The organism is Candidatus Arsenophonus lipoptenae, from assembly GCF_001534665.1.
GTDB classification, from domain to species: Bacteria; Pseudomonadota; Gammaproteobacteria; order Enterobacterales; family Enterobacteriaceae; genus Arsenophonus; species Arsenophonus lipoptenae.
Genome location: NZ_CP013920.1, coordinates 150,569 through 176,796, shown reverse-complemented (window position 1 = coordinate 176,796; position 26,228 = coordinate 150,569). Strand labels below are relative to the sequence as shown.

At 22.4% G+C, this 26,228-nt stretch carries 25 protein-coding genes and 1 pseudogene; 7 read left to right on the top strand and 19 right to left on the bottom strand.

What is annotated here, in order from left to right; all coding sequences use genetic code 11:
• From AUT07_RS00740 to AUT07_RS00685, 12 genes are all read right to left on the bottom strand, one after another.
• Entirely contained in the window at positions 1-1,209 is a 1,209-nt protein-coding gene (locus AUT07_RS00740; protein WP_066282869.1) for a glycosyltransferase family 4 protein, read from the bottom strand.
• Entirely contained in the window at positions 1,199-2,296 is a 1,098-nt protein-coding gene (locus AUT07_RS00735; protein ID WP_066282866.1) for a glycosyltransferase, read from the bottom strand. Before AUT07_RS00735 ends, AUT07_RS00740 begins: the two co-directional genes overlap by 11 nt.
• Complete coding sequence (locus AUT07_RS00730; protein ID WP_066282843.1) at positions 2,296-3,450, bottom strand: EpsG family protein; 1,155 nt, start codon at positions 3,448-3,450, stop codon at positions 2,296-2,298. Before AUT07_RS00730 ends, AUT07_RS00735 begins: the two co-directional genes overlap by 1 nt.
• Position 3,451: 1 nt before the next feature.
• Entirely contained in the window at positions 3,452-4,843 is a 1,392-nt protein-coding gene (locus tag AUT07_RS00725; RefSeq protein WP_066282839.1) for a lipopolysaccharide biosynthesis protein, read from the bottom strand.
• Between the two features lie 7 nt (positions 4,844-4,850).
• Positions 4,851-5,900: a glycosyltransferase gene (locus AUT07_RS00720; protein ID WP_066282836.1), complete on the bottom strand. Its 1,050-nt coding sequence runs from the start codon at positions 5,898-5,900 to the stop codon at positions 4,851-4,853.
• On the bottom strand, positions 5,897-6,658 hold the full coding sequence (locus tag AUT07_RS00715; RefSeq protein WP_157871120.1) for a glycosyltransferase: 762 nt from the start codon (positions 6,656-6,658) through the stop codon (positions 5,897-5,899). The genes AUT07_RS00720 and AUT07_RS00715 overlap by 4 nt, the downstream gene beginning before the upstream one ends.
• A gap of 89 nt (positions 6,659-6,747) precedes the next feature.
• Positions 6,748-7,023 carry a hypothetical protein gene (locus AUT07_RS00710; RefSeq protein ID WP_066282830.1) on the bottom strand — a complete coding sequence of 92 codons (276 nt, stop codon included), beginning with the start codon at positions 7,021-7,023 and terminating at the stop codon, positions 6,748-6,750.
• Entirely contained in the window at positions 6,992-8,128 is a 1,137-nt protein-coding gene (locus AUT07_RS00705) for a CDP-glycerol glycerophosphotransferase family protein (RefSeq protein WP_066282829.1), read from the bottom strand. The genes AUT07_RS00710 and AUT07_RS00705 overlap by 32 nt, the downstream gene beginning before the upstream one ends.
• A complete protein-coding gene (locus tag AUT07_RS00700) occupies positions 8,125-8,523 on the bottom strand; it encodes an FAD synthase family protein (RefSeq protein WP_066282826.1) in 399 nt (132 codons plus the stop codon). The genes AUT07_RS00705 and AUT07_RS00700 overlap by 4 nt, the downstream gene beginning before the upstream one ends.
• A 910-nt stretch (positions 8,524-9,433) precedes the next feature.
• Positions 9,434-10,459 (bottom strand): NAD(P)H-dependent glycerol-3-phosphate dehydrogenase, encoded by a 1,026-nt coding sequence (gpsA, locus tag AUT07_RS00695; protein WP_066282821.1) that lies wholly within the window; start codon positions 10,457-10,459, stop codon positions 9,434-9,436.
• Positions 10,459-10,932, bottom strand: a complete 474-nt coding sequence (gene secB / locus AUT07_RS00690; protein ID WP_066282819.1) for a protein-export chaperone SecB — start codon at positions 10,930-10,932, stop codon at positions 10,459-10,461. Before secB ends, gpsA begins: the two co-directional genes overlap by 1 nt.
• Before the next feature lie 87 nt (positions 10,933-11,019).
• The gene (locus AUT07_RS00685; protein WP_066282816.1) at positions 11,020-11,457 is read right to left on the bottom strand and encodes a rhodanese-like domain-containing protein; all 438 of its coding nucleotides are present in this window, start codon (positions 11,455-11,457) and stop codon (positions 11,020-11,022) included.
• A gap of 530 nt (positions 11,458-11,987) precedes the next feature.
• Here AUT07_RS00685 and rfaD point away from each other — a divergent pair.
• The 3 genes from rfaD to rfaC are packed head-to-tail and all read left to right on the top strand — an operon-like array spanning position 11,988 to position 14,974.
• Entirely contained in the window at positions 11,988-12,926 is a 939-nt protein-coding gene (gene rfaD / locus AUT07_RS00680) for an ADP-glyceromanno-heptose 6-epimerase (RefSeq protein ID WP_066282813.1), read from the top strand.
• Between the two features lie 16 nt (positions 12,927-12,942).
• The gene (waaF, locus tag AUT07_RS00675) at positions 12,943-14,013 is read left to right on the top strand and encodes a lipopolysaccharide heptosyltransferase II (protein WP_066282811.1); all 1,071 of its coding nucleotides are present in this window, start codon (positions 12,943-12,945) and stop codon (positions 14,011-14,013) included.
• A complete protein-coding gene (rfaC, locus tag AUT07_RS00670) occupies positions 13,994-14,974 on the top strand; it encodes a lipopolysaccharide heptosyltransferase RfaC (protein ID WP_066282809.1) in 981 nt (326 codons plus the stop codon). The genes waaF and rfaC overlap by 20 nt, the downstream gene beginning before the upstream one ends.
• A 277-nt stretch (positions 14,975-15,251) precedes the next feature.
• Here the strand turns inward: rfaC and waaA are convergent, their stop codons facing one another.
• Complete coding sequence (gene waaA, locus AUT07_RS00665; RefSeq protein ID WP_066282807.1) at positions 15,252-16,526, bottom strand: lipid IV(A) 3-deoxy-D-manno-octulosonic acid transferase; 1,275 nt, start codon at positions 16,524-16,526, stop codon at positions 15,252-15,254.
• Positions 16,527-16,724: 198 nt separating this feature from the next.
• Between waaA and coaD the strand changes: the two genes are divergently transcribed.
• Positions 16,725-17,237, top strand: a complete 513-nt coding sequence (gene coaD / locus AUT07_RS00660) for a pantetheine-phosphate adenylyltransferase (protein WP_066282804.1) — start codon at positions 16,725-16,727, stop codon at positions 17,235-17,237.
• Here coaD and mutM read toward each other — a convergent pair.
• A complete protein-coding gene (gene mutM, locus AUT07_RS00655; RefSeq protein ID WP_066282802.1) occupies positions 17,228-18,037 on the bottom strand; it encodes a bifunctional DNA-formamidopyrimidine glycosylase/DNA-(apurinic or apyrimidinic site) lyase in 810 nt (269 codons plus the stop codon). The two genes, coaD and mutM, sit on opposite strands and share 10 nt — an antisense overlap.
• A 98-nt stretch (positions 18,038-18,135) precedes the next feature.
• Here mutM and rfaL point away from each other — a divergent pair, with 98 nt between their 5' ends.
• On the top strand, positions 18,136-19,338 hold the full coding sequence (gene rfaL / locus AUT07_RS00650) for an O-antigen ligase RfaL (protein WP_066282801.1): 1,203 nt from the start codon (positions 18,136-18,138) through the stop codon (positions 19,336-19,338).
• A 253-nt stretch (positions 19,339-19,591) separates the two neighbouring features.
• Here rfaL and AUT07_RS00645 read toward each other — a convergent pair whose 3' ends face one another.
• The 5 genes and pseudogenes from AUT07_RS00645 to rpmB all read right to left on the bottom strand — a co-directional run.
• Positions 19,592-20,542 (bottom strand): glycosyltransferase family 8 protein, encoded by a 951-nt coding sequence (locus tag AUT07_RS00645; RefSeq protein ID WP_066282799.1) that lies wholly within the window; start codon positions 20,540-20,542, stop codon positions 19,592-19,594.
• Positions 20,543-20,607: 65 nt separating this feature from the next.
• Entirely contained in the window at positions 20,608-21,633 is a 1,026-nt protein-coding gene (locus AUT07_RS00640; protein ID WP_066282796.1) for a glycosyltransferase, read from the bottom strand.
• 179 nt (positions 21,634-21,812) lie between these two features.
• Positions 21,813-22,928, bottom strand: coding sequence for a glycosyltransferase family 4 protein (locus tag AUT07_RS00635; RefSeq protein WP_066282793.1), 1,116 nt, complete (start codon positions 22,926-22,928; stop codon positions 21,813-21,815).
• 614 nt (positions 22,929-23,542) lie between these two features.
• The gene (rpmG, locus tag AUT07_RS00630; protein WP_066282789.1) at positions 23,543-23,710 is read right to left on the bottom strand and encodes a 50S ribosomal protein L33; all 168 of its coding nucleotides are present in this window, start codon (positions 23,708-23,710) and stop codon (positions 23,543-23,545) included.
• Positions 23,711-23,756: 46 nt separating this feature from the next.
• Positions 23,757-23,975 (bottom strand): annotated as a pseudogene (rpmB, locus tag AUT07_RS00625) (50S ribosomal protein L28); the annotation flags it as partial.
• Between the two features lie 594 nt (positions 23,976-24,569).
• On the opposite strand from rpmB, the gene coaBC reads away from it, so the two are divergent.
• Entirely contained in the window at positions 24,570-25,784 is a 1,215-nt protein-coding gene (gene coaBC / locus AUT07_RS00620; protein ID WP_066282786.1) for a bifunctional phosphopantothenoylcysteine decarboxylase/phosphopantothenate--cysteine ligase CoaBC, read from the top strand.
• Positions 25,762-26,217, top strand: coding sequence for a dUTP diphosphatase (gene dut, locus AUT07_RS00615; RefSeq protein ID WP_066282779.1), 456 nt, complete (start codon positions 25,762-25,764; stop codon positions 26,215-26,217). The genes coaBC and dut overlap by 23 nt, the downstream gene beginning before the upstream one ends.
• The last annotated feature ends 11 nt before the right edge of the window (positions 26,218-26,228 follow it).

The window sequence follows — 26,228 nt, the reverse complement described above, 5'->3', positions numbered from 1 at the left end:
TTAACCTTGATTATTTAAAATTTCGTCAATAGCTGAATAAACTGTAAATTTTTTATGTAATAGACGGTTTGAATTAATTCCTAACTGTTTTCTTAATAACTTATTTTTTAGTAAAGTTAATGCATTTTTATATAAAATATCATCTTCACCATTTATAGAAACAAAACCTGCATTGTATTCTTCTATAATATCTTTTAGATCATTATTTGGATTTACAATTCCTAGAATTGGAATGCTATTTACCATATAACCTAAAATTTTTCCAGGAAAATTATGACTTTTATGATTTTTATTGAGAGAAAACATACCAATATCAACTTCTTTTAAAATTGCATTAAACTTTTTTTGTGATACTTTAGGTAAAATAGTAATATTATTGATTTTATTACGTTTTACTAATTTTTTAATAATAAAAAATTCGTCTCCTTGTCCTAAAAAAACAAAATGTGCGGTAGATTTATGTTGAAGTCTTTGAGATAATTTTACTAATTTTTTAGTATCTTGTGCCTTACCAATATTTCCACCATAAAAAAATAAAACTTTTTCGTCTAATCCATTATTTTTTTTAAAATTTATATCTTTTGTTTCTATTTTAGGATTTATCCAATTAAATAATAACTTGGTATTATATTGCTCTCCAAATATTTGTTTGAAGTAATCTATATTGCGAGGAGATTGAATACCGATAATATCTGCTGATTTATAATTTATTTTTTCTATAAATCTAAAATATTTAGCAATAAAAGTATTATCTTTGATAATACCAATATCAATTATCCATTGAGGAAAAAAATCACGTAGAATTAAATATACAGAACATTGAAATTTATTTTTAATTTTTATGGTAAATAGTCCCCAAAAAATAGATGGAGAATAGCTAATAATTAAATTATATTTTTTATTTTCTAGATATTTTTTTGTGTAAAACCATGCTTTAAATGGCATTAATGATTCATTTATAGTTCGCTTGATAAATGAGCAATTTTTAATTTTTCCTAATTTAAATCTTACAATTTCAATATTATCAATGTATTCAATTACACAATATTTTTTTAAATTATTATATGGTGTCACTACAGTGACTTGATTTTCACGTTTAACTAATTCATAGGCAAGTTCATGCATCATTTTTGCAGCAATTTTGCTGCTATATGGAATATAGTCATCAATAAGTATTATAATATTTCTTTTTTTTAAATTACTTAGCATATAAAATATTTAAATATTTTTTAGCCCTGTCTTTTGCAGAAGGCAATTTTTTTATAAGTGCTTTTCCCAGCAAACATTTTTTATTAATCATTGTTTTATTATCGTAGGCATTAATAATAGTTTTACTTATATCATCAATATTAAGTGGATTAAAGTAATAAGCAGCATTTTTACATATTGCTTTTGCAAATGTTTTATTGGATGTAAAAATAGGTTTTTCCATATACATTGCTTCTATATAAGAAGCACTAAAACATTCTAATAAGGTAGGTAAAAATAATGCATCACAGATTTCGTATATAGGAGGACATTGTACATTAGTTATTTTCCCTAAAGTTATAATACGATTTTGATTTTTTTTTGAAAAATTTTTTTTAAATTCATCATTTACTGTTAAAATAAATTTAAATTTATAAGGTAACTTATTTATAAGTTTAGTAATGATTTTTAAATTTTTATGTGGATAATCATATGCTATTGTAAGCAACCATATATCATTATTCTTAGTAGGAAGTTTATTTAAAATTTTGTAATCATATTTTTTTTTATCATAAAATGCAGATGAAATAGCATTTGAAACTGTAAATATATTTTTTGGATTAGTTTTAAACAGACTTATAATTTTTCTTCTAACATCATTTGTTTCAGTTACAAGTTTAGTAGCATTATACTTAAAAAAAAATTTTTGTATAAAATTAAGAATTATTCTCTTAATTCTTTCCTTTAAAGAAAGAGTGTCAATAATAGTTGTTGTATCATAAATTATCCAAGCTTGTGCAAATCCTACTAGATGATTTTTTACTTTAGGTATCCAATAGCTTGGACCAAATACAGTAAATACATCTGTTACTTGATATTTTTGCACTAAATTAGTTAATTTTTTTCTTGCTGAAAAATTCAATAAACCTGATGGTGTTAATTTTATCACTACACATAATTTTTTTGCTTCATCAGATAATTGTTCAAATATTGGAGGTGATATAGCAGCTATATACTTAACTTTTAGTGCTGTAAATTCTTCAATAACAGAAATACCAGTTTGTAGTCCTCCTCCAGTATATAAATTACTAACGTTAACTAATAGCATTATTTTTTCCTTTCAATCCAATGTAATCTTACAGATTGTTCTCTAGTAGAAGAATTTTCATTCTTATTTATTATAAAATAAAGATAATTTCTATATGGAATATATTGTTTTTGAAAATAATCATTTAAACTAAATCTAATAAAAGAAATTAATATGCAACATGAAAATGCAAACGAAAATATAAATTTGTTAATTAATTCTTTATTAATCATAATTAAATAACTGACTAATAAAATAAATATTGGTGCAAAATACTCGTTTATTCTAGATGTTATTGTTCCACATTTGCTAAAATAAATATTAATAATTAGCATTATTAATATAAGAGATTCTAAACTAAATAATGTTTTTAATGATATTCTTTTGTTCATTAATTCATAGCAAATATATTTTTTTTTAAAAAAGTAATAAAAGATTATTACGATTTTAAATATTAAGTTAAATGAAAATAAATTACTAGTATTTTCATGTAAAAAATAAAATAGTATTTTTTCTAAAAATGCATTATTTGGTAGTAAATCTAATATAATGAAAATTATTTTCATAGGATAGAAATCTATAGTAGGTATGACTAAACCAATTAGAGTGCCGATTTTCATTAATTGATTAAAAAAATGACAATCTATAAATGGTAAAATTAAAAATAATATTGCAGATATATGAAAAGATGAAGCTAATAAACATAAAATTGTATAATATTTTTTTTTGTTGTTTAAGTAACAATTTAATGCAATATAAATAATTGCAACTGCAATTATTTGTCTTAATGCTTCAATATTAAATCCAAACGATGAAATAAAATAAATACTTAAACAAAAAAATGGGAATGGTGAATATTTTTTAAAAAAATGATAAAGTATTAATAATATAAATATATTTATCATACATACAAAAAGCCAAAAATTAAAACCAAGAAAACTTATAAATGAAGATAATAATTTATATCCAAATTCTATTATTAATGTATTTTTATTATTGCCATTAAATATGTTTCTATAAAACAACCAATCTACACCTAATTCGTAACGTAAACCAACTACCAAGATAATAAGTGCAAATAAAATATATTTAGTTATTAGTTTATTTTTTCTATAAGTGACATCAATATTAGCAATTAATAATATTATTATAGAATATAAAGTATAAATCATCATATTAATTATTTAATAATTTCAGAATTGCAAATTTTTTGATAAACATGATGATAATACTAAAAATAATAAATTTAATGAGTAAACTTATAATTAAATTTAAATTATTTAAATATAAAATTATTGGATATGTTGATAACAATCCTATTGTATAGAAAATAAGATATTTAAATGAAATAATATTATTTTTAGTAATATATGTTGTTATTGAGTAGTTTAGCAATGCTAAGAAGAAGTAAGAGATAATTGTTGAGCAAGCAGATCCTGTAATATTAAATTTAGGAACTAAATAGTAATTTAGTATTATATTAATAATTAATACTCCAAATGTAGCACAAGAAATAATGATTGTCTTTCTTTTATAAAAAAGAAAATTAACATAAATTAGATAAATATGAATTAATGCATTTCCAATAATTATTAATGGTAGTATGGGTATACTGCTATGATATTTATAACTACTTAAAAAATAAATCATTTCTTTAGAAAATAACATGCTAATTATACAAGTTAAAAAAATTAATATTGTACTACCATATGTTATTTTCTTTATGACACAATAATTTTTATTATTTAAAAAATAATAAAAATTTGGCCGCCATGCAGAATTCCATGCTATAATAATAATGATAATACAAATACTAAAGTTATATGTAAAAGAATAAATTCCAGCGTCATATAATCCAATAAATTTACTTATGATAATTTTATCAATTTGAGCTAATAGTGCATTTGATATAACGTGTCCCATTAATGGTATTGAAAATATTAATGCTTCTTTTAAATATTTAAATTTAAATTTGCTAAATTTAAATTTAAATGATACTATTATATATATTATAATTATAATATTGATAATTATTTGTGCATATATTTTTGACATGTATTTATTTGATGTCAAAAAGTATGCAAAGTAAAAAATTAAGATTGTTTCGATAATTTTCGAAATCGTATTAATCATGATATAGTGATAACTTTGACTTGATGCTTGAAGATATGCAGTATATATATATATATATGTCAACATTATACATATTATTAATATAAATATAAAATCTTTTTGATTTATGCCAAGATAATAGCTAATGAATGCACTATAAAAAGGTTCAAATAATATTAATATTATTTGAAATGGTATAATAAAATAAATTATAGTTGACAAATAACTATAAAGATTTTTTTTGGTTATCATACATCTATTGATTACTGCATTTTGTAAATTTAAACTTATAAATACATATAAAATTATTATTGAATTATTTATAAGAGAGTAATATCCATATTGAATTGGATCAAATAAATATGAAAATATAGGCATTGATATGAATAAAAATCCTTTAATTAATATATCCCCTATAGCATAATTTAAAAAATTTTTTAGTGTTCTAGATTGCATTTTTATTTTAAGAAATGGATTCTAAATAAGAATTTACTTGTCTATTGTATACAGAATTCATATTTACATTACTTACATATTTAAAATATTTTTTATAATTTTTATTCATATCATCTAAACATTTTTTTAATGAATTATTATTATTGATATCAAAGATTAATCCAATTTTGTTTAAAGCTAAAGTTTCTTTGCATCCTACTCTGTTGCTTATTATTATAGGTAAATTAAAAACAAGAGCTTCTTCTATTACTAAACCCCATGGTTCTGATATTGATGGTAAAATAAACACATCTACTAATTTATAAATTTTATTTAAATTTTTATTATTAATATAACCTAAAAAAATAATATTATTATTAGCCTGTTTTTTTAAATTATAAAATTCTTGACCATCACCAACAATAATTAATTTTTCTGATCTTTTATTAAAAATTTTTATTAAAAATGATAAATTTTTTTCTTTAGATAATCTTCCAACATATAAATAAGTTAGTGTTAATTTATTTTTTTTTTTATTATAATTTTTTAAAGGATATTTAATATAATTAGGAATACCTACACCATATGTCATAATAATTTTTCCTTTAAATTTTGTTTTTTCAAGTATTTTTTTTTGCATATTTCCACAAATATATGCCGAACTCATCCTATTAATAAAAATTTTTTTTAAAATCCATGTATAACCTTGTATATTTGTATCATTTATAGTGCTTTCAATAATAATTGAATTATTATTTTTTTTTGCTAAAAAAGATAAAAAAAACAATTCTTTTATTTCCCATCCAGGATAAATTAGTTTATTATATTTAATATTTTTTATGATTTTATATATTTTAATAAATGTTTTTAACTTATTTCTATCCTCAAAATTTCCATTATTTATATATTCACTATCAAATTCATGGTGATAATTATAAAAATCATTATTTCTTATTTTTGATTTTTTCCCTATAAAAATTGTTTTTATAGAACAATTTTTTGCTAATCTATTTAATAGATTAACTTTGTAAAATGCAGGAATATTAGTAATAAAAATAAAATCATATAATACATTCATTTGTATATTTGCTCGATTGTTTTAATCCAAAGTTTTAATATTTGCTCTTTGTTATATTCTTTAATACTAGATAATGCTTTATTTGAATATAATTTCCTTAAATTTTCATCCTTCATAAGGTTTTCTATTGCTATTGATAATTCTTTAATACTTCCAGATTTAACTAAAATTCCATTATTCTTATTAAGAATTGTTTTAGGCCCTGCAGGGCAATTAAAACTTATACATGGTATGCTATATGAGAGAGCTTCAAGAAGAACCATTCCTAATCCTTCATAACGTGACGATAAAATAAATATTTCAGCTTGTTTGTAATGGTTTTCTATTTTTTTTGTAAAAGGAACCAGAAATACATTATTTAATTCATTATTTTTGATAATTTTTTGCAATAAAAATTTATCTTTACCATCTCCAACTATAGTTAATGACCATCCTTCAGTTGAAATTTTAGACCATGCAGAAAGTAAAAGATCAAATCCTTTTTGCTCAACAAAACGTCCGATAGCTAATACTTTTTTACTTTTTTTTAAAAAATTTTTTTCTTTTGGAATTTCAACAATATTTGGAATAATTTTGTGCTTATTTTTTGGTAACCAAGAATATTTCTTTACATCTTCATTAGTTAATGTAATAACTGCTGAAATTTTTTTATAGATAATTTTTCGAATATATTTTAAAAGTGGATTTATGATATCATATTCAAAATGTTCAATTGCAACAATATATCTACTACTAGATAATTTTGCTAAAAATGACATTTTTGTATCACTGGATATGATAATATCATTGTTATTAATGACTTTTTTTAATAATTTATTTTTTTTATATATATATCGTAAATCAAATATCATTCCTTGAATAAATTTTTTTTTCTATTATACATGCTTTCTTCATATCCATCGTGTAATATATAAATATTAACATTTTTTGATAATTTAAAATATATTTCTGGATTAGATTTATATAAGCTTATTATTGTAATGTCATAATTATTTGAAAGTACATTGGCTAAAGAAATAGATACTTTCTCTATCCCACCTCTTGAAGAGATATCTCCTAATAAAATCTTAATTTTTATTTTTTTATTTATTTTAGAAAAAAAATCTTTGGAATACCCGTTCACTACTATTCTCATCTTTATGAAAATTGATTAAATTGTTAATTATAGCACGTTGTTTCTGATATTTATCTTTACCAGATAATATTTTTTTTAATTCATTCTGTAATGAGTATTGATTAAATATATGTGCCCCCGGCATCCAAAAATTAACTGGTTCAAGTATAAATCCATTTTTTAAAGATTGATATATATCAATATCAGGAATAAGAAAACAAATAGGTCGATCTAGTAATAGATAATCAAAATAAATTGATGAGTAATCTGTAATTAAAATATCCATCTTATTAAGCAAATGATTTATATCTAAATTTCTTTTTTGTAGCATATCTGTTTTTATTATAGTTATATTTTTAGTTAATTCAGTGGAAATTAATGTGTTTTCTTCAAAAGGATGAAGCTTAATAAAAAGCTCTGCATTCTGTTCTTCAAGAAAAGAATCTAAAATTTTTATATTAAAATCAGTTACACGAAAAAAATTATTATTCTTAATTGCAATACCATCTGAATATTTTAATGATTTTTGATTTACTCTAAAAGTAGGTGTAAAGATTATTTTATTTTTATCATTGTTATTTATAAAGTCTATAATACGATTTTCAAATAGAAAATCATTTCTAGGCTGACCAGTTATAAAAATATTATTAGCTTTTTCTCTAAAACAAGCAGAAATAACAGAACGTGTAATTTCTGATGTTGCTATTCTATTAGCTGAATAGTCCTCCATTCCAATGCTATCAAACCCTAAATATCCTATTTTTTTTAATGGCATTCCATGCCATAAACTGATATAAGTTTGTGAACTTGATGTAGTCCCAATCATTTCATTGTGTGTTGTTACAACATATTTACTTGTAAAATAATGATAAAACGATTTCAACGTTCCTGATTTAATAACATTAAAACTATCCGATTCTATATTACTAGATACTAACCAAAGAATTTGATAACCATGACAGTTTTTACTAATAAATTCACTCAATGCCTTAGCATTGCCTGAAAGATCTGGTATGCTTTTAAATATTATTTTTTTGTTATTTTTAGGTATAAATAAACTTAAAATACTAATTATTTTTTTTATAATTTTAATAAATTTTTTCCTGCTTATCATTTTGGCATTAACCCTACAATTTCAATAATTTCTGTTGTTGATATTGATGGTGTTCTTGGTAAGTAAATAACATCACATACTTTTTTAACCCAATCAAAACTACCAATCCAATCGTCCCCCATTACTAAAAGTGTAGCATTATATTGTTTTATATAATCTAATTTTAATTCTAAATATTCTTCAATAAAAACTTTATTTACACATCGTAATGAATTAATAATTTTCATGCGATCACTTTGACAATATATAGGATATCTTTTCTTTTTGCTAAAACTTAGTTCATCTGATGAAATACCAACAATGAGATTATCTCCATAAGATGCGGCTCTCTCTAATATATTTATGTGACCAACATGGAAAACATCAAATGTTCCAAAAGTAATAATATTTTTCATGATTAATCTAATAAGTGAGCATACGTAATAAAATTAAAATATAATTTTATAAAAAATATATAAAATTGAAATTTACTACATAATTTGCTATATTAAATATATAAATTTTAACAATTTAATATTAGACTATTATAACTTTGTATTAGATTTTTTTATTATAATAAAAATAGTTTGAATATTTAAAATATTTCATTAGCTTATTTGATGTAAAAATTATTTTTAGATTTATTTTCAGTATTAATTATCACTTAAGTATAAAATATATTTTATACTTAAGTGATAATTTTATATTTACAATTAAATAATAAATATTTTTAATAAAAATATTTATTATAAAGTTTATTTACTAGAATATTAAATTATTTATGTGTTTTATATATTTAAATAGATACTATTTTGTAATAATTGAATTTATAGCTATATAATGCTATTTATTATTATAACTTTTACAATTTTTTATTTTAGATAATTTAGTTTAATTTATAACTTATAGTTAAGTTATTTATTAATTTGACGACTGATCAATATAACAAAATATTAAATATTATTAATGATAATAATACTTAAAATTTGGTTTTTATATGTATATATCATTTTTATAAGATATCAATCTTTAAAAATTTAAAAAAATCAAAGAAAATTTTTATTATTTAAAATAATATTTATATGAAATATGTTAAGATTTAATTTTTAAATATATTAGTAAGTTACTATTGTAATTTTTTTAAAATTAACGGTATATTTGATAATATGATTTTATATAGAGTTTTAAAAACTAATATAATAAATTTTATTTAATTATAATATCATAACAGATAGTAACAATATTTAATAATTTGTTAATTTTATTATGTTTAGTTGTATTTTACTACAGATTAAGATATAAGTTTAGTTTATTATTTTTGGTAAATTAGATAGTATATGTATCATTAATTTCATCTTTAATTTGTCTATTTAATAATGTATATGCTGCTTCTAGTATATTTTTATTGCCGTATAAAACTTGATAAATTTGTTCGGTAATAGGCATTTCAACCCCAACACGTTTTGCTAATGCATGAACTTCTTTAATATTTAAATATCCCTCAACTACTTGCCCAATTTTTTTTTCTACATCTTTAATTTTCATTCCTTGTCCTAGCATTATACCAAATCTTCTATTACGCGATTGGTTATCAGTACATGTCAAAACTAAATCCCCTAATCCAGCCATACCCATAAATGTAGATGATTTAGCACCTATAGCTATGCCTAATCTACTTATTTCTGCTAACCCCCGTGTAATCAATGCTGTACGAGTATTAGCACCAAATCCGATACCATCGGACATACCTGCCCCAATAGCAATAATATTTTTAACTGCACCTCCTAATTGAACTCCAATCATATCTTGATTTTTATATACTCTAACATTTTTACTGCAATGAAAAATATATTGTAATTCTTCACTAAATTTAATATTGGAAGCAGATATTACAATAGCAGTAGGTAAACCAATAGCTAATTCTTTAGCAAAAGTTGGTCCAGAAAGGACAGCAATTGGTATTTTATCTCCTATTATTTCCCTGGCTACGTCTTGTAATAGACGTCCAGTACCATGTTCTAATCCTTTTGTCGCCCAAATAACACGAGAATATTTTGTCAAGTATGGTTTTATATTTTGCAGTACTTGATTAAATACATGGCTTGGAACTACTATTAATATATTGCGACTTATACTTATTGCTCTTTTTAAAGAAATTTCAGGTAATAAATTTTCTGGAAATGTAATATCAGGTAAAAATTTTTTATTACATCTATCTTTTTGTAATTTTTTTATATGTTGAGGGTTATGCCCCCAAAGAAATACTTTATGACCATTACGAGTAAGTGTAATAGCCAATGCAGTACCATAAGATCCAGCACCGATAACTGTTATTGAAACAGTAGTATTCATTAGAATTCCTGATGATGTGTTACATCATTATTTTTATCAGAATAATGTTGTTTTAGATAGTTCATAAATAATGTATTAAAATTAACAGGTGCTAAGTTTAGTTGTGGAAAAGTTCCTCTGCTAACTAAGTTAGCAATGCATTCTCGTGCATAAGGAAATAAAATATTTGGACAGTAAACTCCTAAGCAATGTGTCATTTTTTCTTTTTCAATATTATTAATAGAAAAAATACCAGCTTGTTTTACTTCACATAGAAAAGCAATTACATTAGTTAGGCTAGCAGTAACTGTAATATGTACAATAACTTCATAAATATGTTTGTATAATTGAGTAGAAGATGTATCTAAATCTAATTTGATATCTGGCATCCATTTTTGTTGAAAAATATTAGGTGCAGTAGGTACTTCAAATGAAATATCTTTACTATAGATCCGTTGAATGAATATTATTTTTTCATGATTTTGTTCTGACATAATATTGATTACCTTTGCATGTTTTTATGATTATATGCATATATATAAATTAATTTATTAATTATATTAATTTATTAATTAAATAGATCATTTTTTATTGCATATTAATGGTAAATTTTCATTATACCATCCTTTTATTCCTTCTTTTAAAATAAAAACATGCTTAAAACCATATTGTACAAGTTTATCAGCAGGTTTAGATGATTCTAAACCATTAGCTGATACAACAATAATGAATTTTTGTTTGTAATTTTCTATTTTTTTTAAATTATTTTTTTTTATTTCTAATGAGGTCAAATTAATTGCATTAATAATATGTCCTTTATAAAAATCATCATTTGGACGTATGTCTATAGTAATAGCATCGCTTTTATTTATTAATTGTATAGCTTGAATATTTGTTATATTTTTTGTTTTACTCAGCAAATTTTTAAAGGTCAAAATAATTACAGATAATAATAAAGTAATCCATGTTATACTAAGTATTGCATGTCGATTAGTAAATTGTATTACTTCTTGTATCATATTTCATACTCCTTATTTTATAATTTAACATGAATTTTAAGTTAATATTACTTCATAATAAAATGAAAATAATTTTTTTAAAAAATATATTTAAATTTTATTAACTTTTAATAAAGTTAGTTGATAATAATATTTATATTTTAATATTATCAAAATAAATATTAATTTAAAAAAATATTTTTGAAATTAATATTTATAAATATATTTATCTATATATTAAATACTAATTGTTAATAGTTAATATTATAACTTATTATGAAATAGAATATTTTTTAGTTTTTATAAGTTTTAATAAAAATGATTAGATATAGATCTATTTATTTTTATTGATATATGTTTAGAACATAATTTTTATTATTAATAATATCAAGTTAATAAATTAATATTTATTATTAAATATTATAAAAATATGTTATTAAATAATAGAAAATTAAAAAGATCATATTAGTTATTATATTATAATGAATGGTTAAGATTTAATTAAATTAATGTAATTAATTATTTATATTAATAGTATAAAGGTAAATCTAATGATTATAGTTACTGGTGGTGCTGGTTTTATTGGTAGCAATATTATAAAATCATTAAATAATATTGGTCGTAGTGATATTATAGTAGTAGATAATCTTAAAAAAAATGATAAATTTATTAATTTAATTGATTTAGATATTGCAGATTATCTTGATAAAGAAGAATTTATTAAACGTATTATATCTGATGATAATATAGGTAATATTGATGTAATTTTTCATGAAGGAGCTTGTACATCAACTATTGAATGTAATGGTAAGTATATTATGAATAATAATTATCAATATTCAAAAGAATTACTTAATTATTGTATTAAACGTCATATCGCATTTTTATATGCTTCTTCTGCTGCGATATATGGTAATCGTTATAATAATTTTATTGAAGATCAAAAATATGAAAAACCATTAAATATATATGGTTACTCTAAGTTTTTATTTGATCAGTATGTTCGTAAAGTTTTACCTAATATTACTTCCCAAGTTAGTGGTTTTCGTTATTTTAATGTTTATGGCCCACGTGAAAATCATAAAAGAAACATGGCTAGCATAATTTTTCATTTAAATAATCAAATTATAAATAGACAACATCCGAAACTTTTTATTGGTAGTAAAAAGTTTAAACGAGATTTTATTCATATAAGCGACGTAGTTTCTATTAACTTATGGTTTTGGCAAAATAAAATTTCTGGCATATTTAATTGTGGTAGTGGTAAGGCAAGTTCCTTTAAGTCTGTAGTTGATGAAATAAAGCATTTTCATCTGGATAAAAATATTTCAATAGAATATGTTGCTTTTCCAGATAAATTAAAAAAATCTTATCAAAAATTTACTGAAGCAGATCTTACTAAATTAAAATCTGTTGGTTATGATAAACCATTTAAAACTTTAAAAGATGGGATTTATGATTATATGAGATTATTAAATAGTAATAGTTAAATGGGTAATAAAGGGTATGAAAATATTAATTATTGGCCCTTCATGGATAGGTGATATGATGATGTCGCAAAGCCTTTATCGCACTTTAAAATTTAAATACCCAAAATCAGAGATTGATGTTGTAGCACCTGATTGGTGTCGATCATTATTACATAAAATGCCTGAAATAAATCAAGCTATATCAATGCCTTGGGGACATAAATGTTTATCTATAAATATGCGTCGTCAATTTGGTATTAAATTACGATCTAGACATTATGATCAAGCGTATGTGCTACCTAATTCGTTTAAATCTGCATTAGTGCCTTTTTTTGCTGGAATATCAAAAAGAATTGGATGGATTGGTGAAATGCGTTATGGATTATTAAATGATATTCGTTTATTAAATAAATCCGCTTTTCCTAAAATGTTTCAACGTTATGTCGTATTAGCTTATAAAAAAAATTTAATTAATAATGCTGATGAAATACCTAAACCCATTTTATTACCTAAATTATCAGTAACAAAAACAGAATTAATACAAAGTAAACAAATTTTTCATATTCCAGAAAATTTATTTATTATTGGTTTTTGTCCAGGTTCGGCATTTGGACCTGCTAAATGTTGGCCGTTTTATCATTATGCAAAATTAGCTAAATTATTATTTTCTATTTATAATCGTTGTCGAATTTTAATTTTTGGTTCAAAAAAAGATGATGTTATAGCTAAAAATATTAGAGAATTGTTATCTAATGATTATAAACAATATTGTGTTAATTTGACTGGTAAAACAACTCTAGAACAGGTGATTAATTTATTAGCATCTTGCCAGGTTATAGTAACTAATGATTCAGGTTTAATGCATATTGCTTCAGCATTAAACATACCTCTTGTAGTATTATATGGGCCAAGTAGTCCAGATTTTACTCCTTCCTTGTCAAAAAAAGTAAAAATGATTCGTTTAATTAATGGTTATTACAAAATTAGAAAAGGAAATATGGATAATGGTTATCATAAAAGTTTAATTGATATTAAACCTGAATATGTGATTACTGTATTAATTCAGTTGTTAACGGAAATCAGCAAGAATGAAAGTATTAATTGTTAAAACTTCATCTATGGGTGATGTATTACATACTTTACCAGCATTGACTGATGCTGTTATAAAATATCCTAATATTAGATTTGATTGGATTGTTGAAGAAAATTTTGTTGAAATTCCTAATTGGCATGATGCTGTTAATCTGGTAATCCCGGTTGCTATCCGACGATGGCGAAAAAACTGGTTAGGAAAAACAGCTAGACAGCAAATAGCGTTTTTTCATAGTAGATTAAAACAAAGAAGTTATGATGCTGTTATTGATGCACAAGGATTATTAAAAAGTTCTTTTTTTATAACTCGGTTGGTTTCTGGCGTAACACATTGTTATAATTGGAAAAGTTCTAGAGAACCTTTAGCAAGCTTATTTTGTGACTATTGTTATAGTGTTAATAAAAAACAACATGCTGTTGAGCGTATACGTCAATTGTTTGCTGATAGCTTATATTATGCTAAACCAACTATTATTGGCGATTATGGTATCTTACAGTATTTTTTGCCATTAACTTATGAAAAAGAAAATTACCCATATGTTATTTTTTTTCATTCTACGACACGTAAAGAAAAACATTGGCCTGAATCTTATTGGAGAGAATTAATTAATTTTTTACAAATAAAAGCAATTAAGATAAAATTGCCTTGGGGGACTAGTTTAGAATATCAAAGAGCAGTAAGTCTAGCTAATGGTTTTAATAATGTTGAAGTATTACCTAAGCTATCATTAGCTAAATTAGCGAAAATAATTATTATGGCTAAGGCTATTGTGTCTGTTGATACAGGATTAAGTCATTTAGCTGCTGCTCTTAATAAATCTAATATTACACTTTATGGTCCTACAAAACCGCATTTAATAGGTGTTTATGGTGGTGCAGCACAACAAATTATTATTTCATCTGATGGCAAGATGTCGACAATTAAACCTCATGATGTTTATCAACATTTAATTTTAAAAATTAATAATAAATATTAGATAATATTTATTAAATAAAAATATATAATAATTATGTAAAAATTTTAAATTTATAATTTTTAATTACCTTTTAAAAGATGTTAAATTAGTAAATTTAGTTTATTTAAAATTAATTATGTATGGTTTTATTAAGTTATTTTTTATAATTTTAACATACTGTAAAATATCTACTTAGAGTAGATATTTGTAATTTTAATTAAATATAAATTTTAAGTATTAATGTGAAACTATAAATTTATTTAATTTTTAATATATTTTCTCTGTTAAATAATATTTTTTAATTTACTCGTGGCAAATATTGTTCTATTAATTTTAATGATTTTTGTAATGCACCTTTATTTTTGTATAAAACTTTTGCTGCTTTATTACCATAGTATATTCGATGATTTTTATTTTTAATTAAATATAAAATATTAAAAATTAAAGACGTGCTATCGTATACTGTAATCAGACCATCTTCTTTTTTTAATTTCGTACAAATATCTTTGAAATTATGAGTATAAGGACCCATTAAAATAGGAATAGAATATATTGCTGCCTCTAAAGGATTATGACCCCCTTTTTTGACTAAACTACCTCCTATAAAAGCAATATCAGATATACCGTATAATAACATTAGTTCACCTATAGTATCGCCAATAATAACTTGAGTGTTATCATTAGGAATTAGGTTATCGCTACGAGAAATATAAAATAGCTTAAATTTTTTTGTTAATTGTTTGATGTTCATAAAACATTCTGGATTTCTAGGGACAAGAATAAGTAATAAATTAGGTATTCGTTTTAATAATTTAGTATGACTAAATAAGATAATAGAATTTTCTTCTTCATGTGTGCTACTTGCAATCCAAACAGGACGATTTGGAGCCCATTGTTGACGTAATTTTATATTTTTTAGGCATAATTCAGATGATATAGTAATGTCATATTTTAAATTACCTGTAATATATAATTTTTTTCTTGCTAAACCTAATTTAATAAAACGTTCACCATCTTCTTGGTTTTGTGCTGCTATAATAGTAATATTTTGTAATAGTTTTTTTGTAAGGCATTTTATTTTTTGATAACGTTTTGCTGAAATTTCAGATAATCTAGCATTAGTGATAATCAAAGGGATATTTCGTTTTTTTAGTTGAAAAATAAGATTTGGCCAAAGTTCTGTTTCCATAATAATGGTTAATTTAGGATTAATACAATTAAGAAAACGATGTATAGAACCTATTAAATCATATGGTAAATATACATGTTGAATATCATCTCCAAATTTTGATAGAACAAGTGCTGATGCACTTGGTGTCATTGTAGTGACTGTAATTGGTAGTTTTGGATGATTATGACGTAATGCTTTTACTAGTTGCAAAGCTGCTAATGTTTCTCCTACTGAAACAGCATGTAATAATACACCATATGGTATTAATTTATTGTTACAAAAACCATATCGTTCTTTCCAACGTTTACGATAAGATTTATATTTACGACTACGCCATAATAAATTTAACCAAATAATAGGTTGAATAAGATAAATAAATACTTGATATAAATATAATAACATTTTATAAAATAATTTTAAGTAATTATACTAAAGTGATTGTACATATAAAATATGTTAATACTTATTTTATATTTTATTAATTTTTAAACATATATTTAATAATTTTTTTCTTCATAATTTAACAAAACAATGTAATCAATATGATTTATTTAATGCATTTAAATGAGAAAATATTTTATTTACTGTTTATGAGATAAAATGAAAAATACAGCCACAGCTATGTATCCAGGTAGTTTTGATCCTATAACTTATGGTCATTTAGATATTATAGAACGAGCATCTTTAATATTCGACAGATTAATATTAGCTATCTCAGGTAATTCTCAAAAAAAACTAATGTTTAATCTTGATGAGCGTATTTTTTTTGCTAAAAAATATACAAAGCATTTAACAAATATTGAAATAACAGGATTTCATGGATTAACAGTAAATTATGCCCGAAAGCAACACATTAATATTTTAATTAAAGGTATAAGATCTGTATCAGATTTTGAATATGAATTTAAATTAGCTAATATGAATAATTATTTGATTACTGATATAGAAACTATATTTTTATTATCATCTCCTAAATTATCATTTGTTTCTTCTTCTTTGATTAAGGAAGTAATTAGTCTTGGTGGTGATGTTTCATCTTTTTTACCAAAATCTATAATAAAAGCTATATTACAGAAACTAAAAAAAATTAATTTAAATCAAAATTACTTTTGACAATTATAACAAAAATAAGTACTTCTATTTCTTTGTTTGATTAGTGTTATTTTTTGATTACATATTGTACAATGTTCGTTTTTTTTTCCATAAATAAGCAATTTTTGATTAAAAAAACCTGGTTTCCCATCAAACTGCAAAAAATTTTTTAATGTAGTGCCACCATACTCTATTGCACTATTAAGAATATATTTAATTTGTATAACTAAATTAGTAATTTCTTTTTTATTTAGAGATTTAACAATTCTAGTTGGTAATATTTTGGATGCTAATAATATTTCATTAGTATAAATATTACCAAGACCTACTACAATTTTATTGTCCATTAACCAAGGTTTTATAGCAGTTTTTTTATTTTTTGCTCGTTGACACAGATATTCTACATTAAAATTATTCGAAAGTGGTTCAGGACCTAAATGTATCATTAATGGATGATTATGCAAATTATTAGCCCATAACCAAAACCCAAAACGTCTTGGATCCGTATAACGCAATATTTTTCCATCAGCTAATACTAAATCGATATGGTCGTGTTTTAATGCTAATTGTTTTTTTGTTAGAATTTGTAAATTACCTGACATTCCTAAGTGAATTATTATCCAGCCATATTTTAGTTCAAAGAGCAAGTATTTTGCTCGTCGTTTGATATTTAAAATTAATTCATTATTTATATTTAAAATTTCTATTGCGACAGGAAACCGTAATCTTCTATTACGTACTATACTATATTTTATTTTGTTACCAACTAAATAGGATTTAATACCACGTCTAGTAGTTTCAACTTCAGGTAGTTCTGGCATATAAATTTATTTACCTAACAATAATTTATATTATATATCATTTTTTATATTTTAGTCTATATAAATAAAATTAAATTTAATTTTTTTTTGGAGAACAGATGAAGAGTATACCAACAATTAATAAAAAATTTAGTTACAGGTCGTATTGGAATTTAGGTATAGTATTTTTTTTTATTGTTATCTATTTTGCTGATGGTATTACTCGTTATAAGCATATTTTAACAGGATTAATATATTTTACCGCTATTATCTCCTTAATTATGGAAAAAAGAACTGTTTTTAATATGTTTAAAAATAATTTATTTTTATCTTTAATATTTTTTGTAGTAGCAATTCTTTATTCATTAATTATTTCTAGAGATATAAATATTTCAATTAAAGCTTTTAATAAAGAAATTTTAGAAAAATTATTTATTAATACAATAGCTATTGCTATTGTTCTTTATCGAGAAAAAAAAGAAAATATAACTAATTTGTTAATTTTTTCTTTAGTTTTTTCTATTTTGCCATTAACAATTAAGGAAATCAGACAATATATTAATGAATATCATCAAGGTATATTACCATTATCAACATTTGAACATCGATATATTTCAGATTGGTTAATATTTATTATGCCTTCTTTGCTCTCTTTTTGGTTATATAAAAACACAAAAAGTATAATTTTATTTTTACTACTTTCACTTATTTTTGTTCTAATAACTATAGGCACCTTACAAAGAGGCACTTGGTTATCTATTACTATAGTATTTATTATTTGGTGTTTGATAAAAAAAGAGATTCAATTACCTAATATTGCTATAATTTTACTTAGTATTTTGTTAATTCAACTAGCTATAATTAATCAAGGTCAATATGATAAATTATTCTATAAGTTAAAACAAATGGATAGTAGTCATAGATATTGTAATGGTACTCAAGATTCTGCTTTAGATCTTATCAAAGATAATCCTATTATAGGTTATGGTTATGGAGAACAATTATTTTATAAAATTTATAATGAAAGAGTAATAGATTATCCTGAATGGATTTTTAAACAGTCAATAGGACCTCATAATACTATTCTATCAATTTGGTTTGCTGCTGGTATACTAGGATTAGTTGCTATTCTATATTTTTTTATTTCAACCTTTATATATTTATTGAAAAAATATCGTAATAATAAAATTAAAGATGGTTTTTTAATTTTAATGTTAATATTTATTGGTGATATAATAATTAGAGGTTTATTTGAAACAGTTCATATTTCAAATATGTCTGTTATTATAGGAATAGCATTAGCATTGAATGGTAATAAATAATTAGTTCTTAAACCAAAATCTATTTAAAGTTTGTTTTTTTTATTTATCATGATTCTTTATTGTATGAAAAATATTTTTATATTTGATATTTATTTTTTGTGCTAGATTATATAGCAAATAAACTGATTTATATTAAATAATAAATAATATGTATAACTCAAATAAGTTAAAAAAGTTTATTTAAATATACATTTTAATTATCTATATAATTATGATATAAAATTTATAATGTGTAGTTTAATATGATTGATGATTATTTTAATAATTTATTTTTTAATAATTTATATTTAATTAAACATATAAAACTTTTTATATATTTATATTGTATAAATAAATGTTTATATTTTTCTTGCATTTCATTTTTCTTTTTTGCTTCATTTAGTGGTTGATTTTTCCAAGGAGAGCACTTATATGAATTTAAAAAAAATTTGCTAACTGGATAATTAATACCCCATGTATGCCATGGTTTTGTAATACCAGTATAATGTATGAAAATAGTTTTATTTGTTATAAATAATTTATATTTTAAAAAATCACGATAAATTAATTCATTTTTTAATGTATATATGCAATTAAAATCTCGTGATAAATAAATATTTTTAGTATTAAATAGTATATTTAATGCATCTTGATCAAGATATTTTAATTTACCAAAATTAGTTTTTCCTAATACTAATTCTATAGATTTTTTATAAAAATCATTTTTAATCCATTTTTGTAAATTCACGTATATTACACCAGCATTAAAATATTTTTTATTTAATATTGCTATATTTAATCTATTAGCATGTAAATGTTGCATTTTATCAATATCAAGAACTACTGCTGCAAAAAAATTATTTAAATTTAATTGAAATATTTTTTTTAAACTATTTATACAAATAATATCGGCATCTAAATACAAGATATAATTTATATCAGTACTTAAGTATTCAAAGGCAATTAATCTAAAATAGGTAGCATAAGACCAAACATCTGAAATTAATAGTGGCTTTAAATGCTCAACATCGACTAAATAAACTATCATACTAGATTTATGCTTTATTATTATTTGTTGAAAATTATTTATATATTTATCATCAATATAATCAGTAAATAAATGAAAATTAAAATTTATATTATTATGTATTAAGACTGAATTTATTGATATAGCTGCTCCAAGTAAAAAATTTCTATCAACTCCGTATACTATATTGTAGTTCATTTTTTTTTTATAGGTATATTTTTGTTTTGTATTAATTTTAATTTTTTTTTATAATACTGTGAATATTAAACATTAGATTTTAATCTCTTGAAAATTTTTTTAGATTTAGCTAAATAATATAAAATAAAATATTTTATACTATCATAGTATTTTTTTTGTTTAAATTTATGTTTAGCACAATACCTTAAAAGATGTATACTTTTTGCTTTTAATAATGGTTTATTTTTCCAAGGAGATGCATTTTTTGCTTTTATGAATGGTTGCAAAAATTGAGATGTCCCCCATTCATGCCATGGTTTAGTTGGACCAATATAATGAATAAAAACGGCATCAATATTAAATGCTTGCTTTTGAATAGATTGTAAATCATGATTTATATTATATTGAGTATTATATTTTTTTGCTAAATAAATTACTTTATTCATTAATAAAATATTTAAAACATCTTGATCTAAGAAAGAAAATTTATTTTTTGAGTTTTTATCTCTAAGTAATTTCATAGCTCTAGTTGATATTTCTTCTTCAGCCCAACGTTTTAAATTAATAAGTAAAAATCCAGCATTAAAATATCCTTTTGATATATTTACTGTTTTTAATGCAATAGCTCTTTTTTTCCACCATTTTTCATCTTTTTCTATTACAACTGCTGCAATTTCATTGTTATTAAAATTAATTTCTTGCAATTTATCTAATTTATTATTGCAGATCATATCTGCATCTAAATATAAAATTTTATCTATTTTATCCACAAAATAATCAGCAATTATAAATCTAAAATAAGTATGATAAGACCAATTTTTTGTGTTAGGTAATAATTTTAAACTCTGATCTTTTACAAGATAAATATTTATTTTAAGATTATATTGTTGTGATAAATTAAAAAATAATATTTTATTATCATCATTAAAATAACTAGTAAATATATGAAAGCGATAGTTAAATTTAGTATTTTGCAATGCAATTGATGCTATAGATATTCCACAACCATATAAAAAATTTTTATCAACTCCATAAGCAATATTAAATTTAGGATAATAAGGTTTATATATATTTTGTTTTAAGCAAAGTATTTTTGTAATAATTTTACGCATTTTAAATTACATGTAATATAATAATTATTATGTTATATGTATGATATATATCATATTATTATATACAAGTATTTTATGTATTCTTTTTTAATTTCTAACTTTTGGAAATTTTTTATATTTTAATGAAAATATTTTTATCTTGCTTTAATTTTTTAAAAGCTTTTTTAAGTTCAATTATGTTAAGATCCTAAAATAATATCTGTAGCTTTTTTATGTAAGCTATATAAGTCTTGTGTATCAGCAAAATAGCGAGCAGAATTAGTCCATTGACTTAATATAGATTTATTTGTTAAGCTTGTTATCAAAGCATTATTAAGATTTTCCTGAATATAAGGTTCATTTATTACTATACCACAATTTGCATGTTTAATGTATGATGAATAACCGCAAATTTCTGTTGTAATAACAGGCAGCCCAGCTGCGATAGCTTCTATTAATACTATACCTGCTGCTTCTTGATAAGCAGGATGAATTAATATATCAGCAGCAGACATCAATTCAGTAATGTCATCACGTCCATAAAAAAATAAAATATTTTTGTATATTCCTAATTTTTTTGCTAATTTTTGATACCGTATAGGATTATCCTGACCTGTTACTATTAATATAGTTTTATTTTTTATAAACGAAGGTAATGTTGCTATTGATTTAAGTGTTCTATCCACACCTTTACGTTTAAAATCTGATCCCACTTGTAATAAAAAATTTTGATCATAAGAAATAAAATTTTTTTTTCTATAAATTTGTTTTGCATTTGCTATTTGTCTATCATATTTTTTATTAATATTAATTCCAGGCGGTAATAAATAAAAACGTGTATCAGGTGTTTGATAATGTTTTTTGAAATTATTGATTTGATGTTGTGTTAGCATTAATAATTTAGTATTACTATTTATATCAAATACAGTTTTTTCATAAGTTATATAATGTTTATAACGTTTTGTTAATTTATAAAAAAATCCTTTTTCTTTTTTAACTTTTTCTGCATAGCATGTATCTGCTGCATAATAGATATCTAATCCTGGCATTTTGTTAAAACCAACTATTAAATCGACTGGATATTTAGTTAAATATTTTTTTAACTTATGATAAAAAGATTTATTACGTCCATGATTTGTATATGATGTAACTGGTATTATAATTACGTTAATATTATTAGGAATTATACCATCCCATACCATTGTATAAACACATGTTTGATGCCCTCTTTTTTGGCATTCAGAAATAATTTGTATTAAATCTTTTTGTATTCCACCAAATGGAAAATATTTATATAAACAAAATGCGATTTTCATATTAATATTATTAAAAAATTAAATTAACTCTAGTGAATAGTTCTTATTTTTTAATGTATTGCTAATAATATGTATGTTATTTTATATGTATGTTATTTTATGTAGTATAATTATAAGTAGTAGCATTACTATGCAAATATAATATATCAAATATTATTTTTTTGTAATATAAATTAAATTTAAAAATTTTAAATTACTATCAATTACATTTTATTCTTATAATAGCTAATTTTATTTTATAAAATATACGGTAGGTATAGTGTTTTATAAAGATTCATTATTTAATTTCTATTAAATAGAATCAAATAGTCATTCACTGTTATAATTATTAACATACTATATACTAATAGTACAGTAGTTTTTTATAAATATGATTTTTCAACCCATTAATAAACTATTATCCTAATATTTAATTTTTTGTGTTTAAATTTTTTATTCAGTATTGTGGTTTTTGTATTTTAAATCAAAATAGTGAACTTAATTAAAATGCAATTAAAATGATAAATATAAACACTACCGGATAGTTCGGATAGTATTTAATGATTTTACAATAATTATTGTTATAATTAACAATTTGTAAAAAACAGCAATTATACGGCAATTATATTTAGTAATTATTTAATTTTAATTTCTTTATATATAACATGTTTACGGATAATTGGATCAAATTTCTTTATTTCCAGTTTTTCAGGTATAGAGCGTTTGTTTTTTGTTGTTGTATAAAAGTGTCCTGTGCCTTTAGAAGAAACTAGTTTAATTTTTTCTCGCATGTTTTTTGCCATTTTCAATTCCTTTGATCTTTGTTATATTTAATTTATTTTTGTTTAAGCTATTTAGTTTAGTAAGAACTGCCTCGATTCCTTTTTTATCAATTATTCTGATACCTCTTGCAGAGGTACGAAGTTTTATAAATCTTTTTTCTGATTCAATCCAAAATCGATGATAATGTAGGTTTGGTAAAAAACGACGTTTAGTGGCATTCATTGCATGTGATCTATTATTACCTAACATAGGTTTTTTACCAGTAACTTGACATATTTTTGACATGTACTTCCTCCAAAAATATAATTAATTCTAGTTCTAATAAATTTAAATTAATAGAATAAACTTATATTTGTCAAGTTATAAATTTCAAGTATACATTAAACATATTTAACTTTAGTATTTTAAAATATTGAAGTAATGATAATTAATTGTATTATCGATTCTATAGTTAACAATATATTATTTTTATAATATAAATTATGTGTACTGATAAAATATTTATATTTTTATCATTAATAATATTTATTAATGATTTTATTTTAATTTTATTAAATTTTTAAATTTAATAAAATAATTTAGATAAAAATAATTATTTAATTATACTATTTAAAATAAATTTAACAATAATAAATTTATTTTTTAGCTATCAGTAATATTTTATAATATTTTGATAAGTATTTTTGATAAGTATATAATAGTGATATACCAATAATTTAGTACTTAGTAATAAGTTATAATTATAAATACTTAAAAATATTTTTTTTGCAATAAGAATAATTCCTTATAAAATTTTCCTATATATTCAATTTTTAGTTTATACTAATGTTAGTAAATTTAATGTTAGTAAACTCATAATTTTGAGTTTGGATAGATATTATGGTAAAACTTATAGGGAAACATATCTTACTTGGTGTTAGTGGAGGTATTGCAGCTTATAAAATACCAGAACTAATTCGTGGTTTGCGGGAGCGAGGTGCAACTGTACAGGTAGTTATGACAGATGCAGCCAAATATTTCATTACACCGTTAACATTAGAGATTGTTTCTGGTTCTCCAGTGTTTAATGCTTTATTAAATTATACTTCAGAATCAGAAATGCCTCATATTAAATTAGCTAAATGGGCAGATTTAATTATTTTAGCTCCTGCTACTGCAGATTTATTGGCTCGTCTATCTATTGGTATGGCTAATGATCTATTAACAACAATATGTTTAGCTGCAGATGCAAAAATAGCTGTTGTTCCATCTATGAATCAGCAAATGTATCGAGCTAATATTACTCAAAAAAATATTAAAATTCTTAAAGAACATAATATTTTAGTCTGGGGGCCAGATGAAGGAAAGCAAGCTTGTGGTGATTTTGGTCCAGGTAGAATGTTGGAACCATTATCCATAATTGAATTAGCTGAAAATAGCTTATCTTATAAAAAAGATATGCTAAAGCTACATTTAGCTATTACTGCTGGGCCTACACAAGAAGATATAGATCCTATTCGGTTTATTACTAATCATAGTTCTGGTAAAATGGGTTATTCTATCGCCCAAGCAGCAGCGGAACGTGGTGCTGAAGTAACTCTTATTAGTGGCCCAGTAAATTTATCAACACCAAAAGGTGTTAAACGTATAAATATTATAAGTGCATTAGATATGTATAAACAAGTACATGATATCATTCATCATCAAGAGATTTTTATTGGATGTGCAGCAGTAGCTGATTATCGCCCTAAAGAAGTTATAAAAGAAAAAATAAAAAAACATAAAGATGAAATAAATATTACATTTATAAAAAACATTGACATTATAGCAAGTGTAGCTAAATTAATTAAAAATCGCCCTTATGTTGTTGGATTTGCAGCAGAAACACAAAATATTAAAATAAATGCTCAAAATAAGCGCATTAAAAAGAATTTAGATCTTATTTGTGCAAATGATATTTCATTAATTAATCATGGATTTAATACAGAAAATAATGCTTTAAATTTATTCTGGAAGGATAAGGAAGTGTATTTATCTTATAGTCATAAGTTAGTTCTTAGTCACCGCCTATTAGATGAAATACTTAAAAGTTATGAAAAAAAAAATAAATATTAAAATTCTTGATAAACGTATAGGGAATACATTCCCATTCCCTACTTATGCTACAGCAGGATCAGCTGGATTAGATTTAATAGCTTGTTTATATCACTCTTTAAAACTAGATCCTGGTCAAACTAAATTATTATCCACTGGATTAGCAGTACACATTGCTGATAAACAATTAGCTGCTGTTATTATTCCACGTTCAGGTTTAGGACATAATCATGGTATTGTATTAGGTAATTTAGTAGGCTTAATAGATTCTGATTATCAAGGTGAATTGAAAATCTCAATTTGGAATCGTAGTAATATAGGATTTATTATTAATCCTGGTGATCGAATAGCACAAATAGTTTTTGTACCAGTTGTTCAAGTTGAATGTGAATTTGTACAAAATTTTGAAATAACAAAAAGAGGTTGTAATGGATTTGGTCATTCAGGTTATTAATGATATTAATG

Excerpts from the sequence above, each read along its gene's own strand:
- dut (WP_066282779.1), top strand. The coding sequence starts at position 25,762 with ATGAAAAAAAAAATAAATATTAAAATTCTTGATAAACGTATAGGGAAT.
- mutM (WP_066282802.1), bottom strand. The coding sequence starts at position 18,037 with ATGCCAGAACTACCTGAAGTTGAAACTACTAGACGTGGTATTAAATCC.
- coaBC (WP_066282786.1), top strand. The coding sequence starts at position 24,570 with ATGGTAAAACTTATAGGGAAACATATCTTACTTGGTGTTAGTGGAGGT.
- AUT07_RS00640 (WP_066282796.1), bottom strand. The coding sequence starts at position 21,633 with ATGCGTAAAATTATTACAAAAATACTTTGCTTAAAACAAAATATATAT.
- AUT07_RS00725 (WP_066282839.1), bottom strand. The coding sequence starts at position 4,843 with ATGCAATCTAGAACACTAAAAAATTTTTTAAATTATGCTATAGGGGAT.
- rfaL (WP_066282801.1), top strand. The coding sequence starts at position 18,136 with ATGAAGAGTATACCAACAATTAATAAAAAATTTAGTTACAGGTCGTAT.
- AUT07_RS00735 (WP_066282866.1), bottom strand. The coding sequence starts at position 2,296 with ATGCTATTAGTTAACGTTAGTAATTTATATACTGGAGGAGGACTACAA.
- secB (WP_066282819.1), bottom strand. The coding sequence starts at position 10,932 with ATGTCAGAACAAAATCATGAAAAAATAATATTCATTCAACGGATCTAT.
- gpsA (WP_066282821.1), bottom strand. The coding sequence starts at position 10,459 with ATGAATACTACTGTTTCAATAACAGTTATCGGTGCTGGATCTTATGGT.
- rfaD (WP_066282813.1), top strand. The coding sequence starts at position 11,988 with ATGATTATAGTTACTGGTGGTGCTGGTTTTATTGGTAGCAATATTATA.
- rpmG (WP_066282789.1), bottom strand. The coding sequence starts at position 23,710 with ATGGCAAAAAACATGCGAGAAAAAATTAAACTAGTTTCTTCTAAAGGC.
- waaF (WP_066282811.1), top strand. The coding sequence starts at position 12,943 with ATGAAAATATTAATTATTGGCCCTTCATGGATAGGTGATATGATGATG.
- AUT07_RS00740 (WP_066282869.1), bottom strand. The coding sequence starts at position 1,209 with ATGCTAAGTAATTTAAAAAAAAGAAATATTATAATACTTATTGATGAC.
- AUT07_RS00730 (WP_066282843.1), bottom strand. The coding sequence starts at position 3,450 with ATGATGATTTATACTTTATATTCTATAATAATATTATTAATTGCTAAT.
- coaD (WP_066282804.1), top strand. The coding sequence starts at position 16,725 with ATGAAAAATACAGCCACAGCTATGTATCCAGGTAGTTTTGATCCTATA.
- AUT07_RS00685 (WP_066282816.1), bottom strand. The coding sequence starts at position 11,457 with ATGATACAAGAAGTAATACAATTTACTAATCGACATGCAATACTTAGT.
- waaA (WP_066282807.1), bottom strand. The coding sequence starts at position 16,526 with ATGTTATTATATTTATATCAAGTATTTATTTATCTTATTCAACCTATT.
- AUT07_RS00635 (WP_066282793.1), bottom strand. The coding sequence starts at position 22,928 with ATGAAAATCGCATTTTGTTTATATAAATATTTTCCATTTGGTGGAATA.
- rfaC (WP_066282809.1), top strand. The coding sequence starts at position 13,994 with ATGAAAGTATTAATTGTTAAAACTTCATCTATGGGTGATGTATTACAT.
- AUT07_RS00700 (WP_066282826.1), bottom strand. The coding sequence starts at position 8,523 with ATGAAAAATATTATTACTTTTGGAACATTTGATGTTTTCCATGTTGGT.
- AUT07_RS00705 (WP_066282829.1), bottom strand. The coding sequence starts at position 8,128 with ATGATAAGCAGGAAAAAATTTATTAAAATTATAAAAAAAATAATTAGT.
- AUT07_RS00645 (WP_066282799.1), bottom strand. The coding sequence starts at position 20,542 with ATGAACTACAATATAGTATACGGAGTTGATAGAAATTTTTTACTTGGA.
- AUT07_RS00720 (WP_066282836.1), bottom strand. The coding sequence starts at position 5,900 with ATGAATGTATTATATGATTTTATTTTTATTACTAATATTCCTGCATTT.
- AUT07_RS00715 (WP_157871120.1), bottom strand. The coding sequence starts at position 6,658 with ATGTCATTTTTAGCAAAATTATCTAGTAGTAGATATATTGTTGCAATT.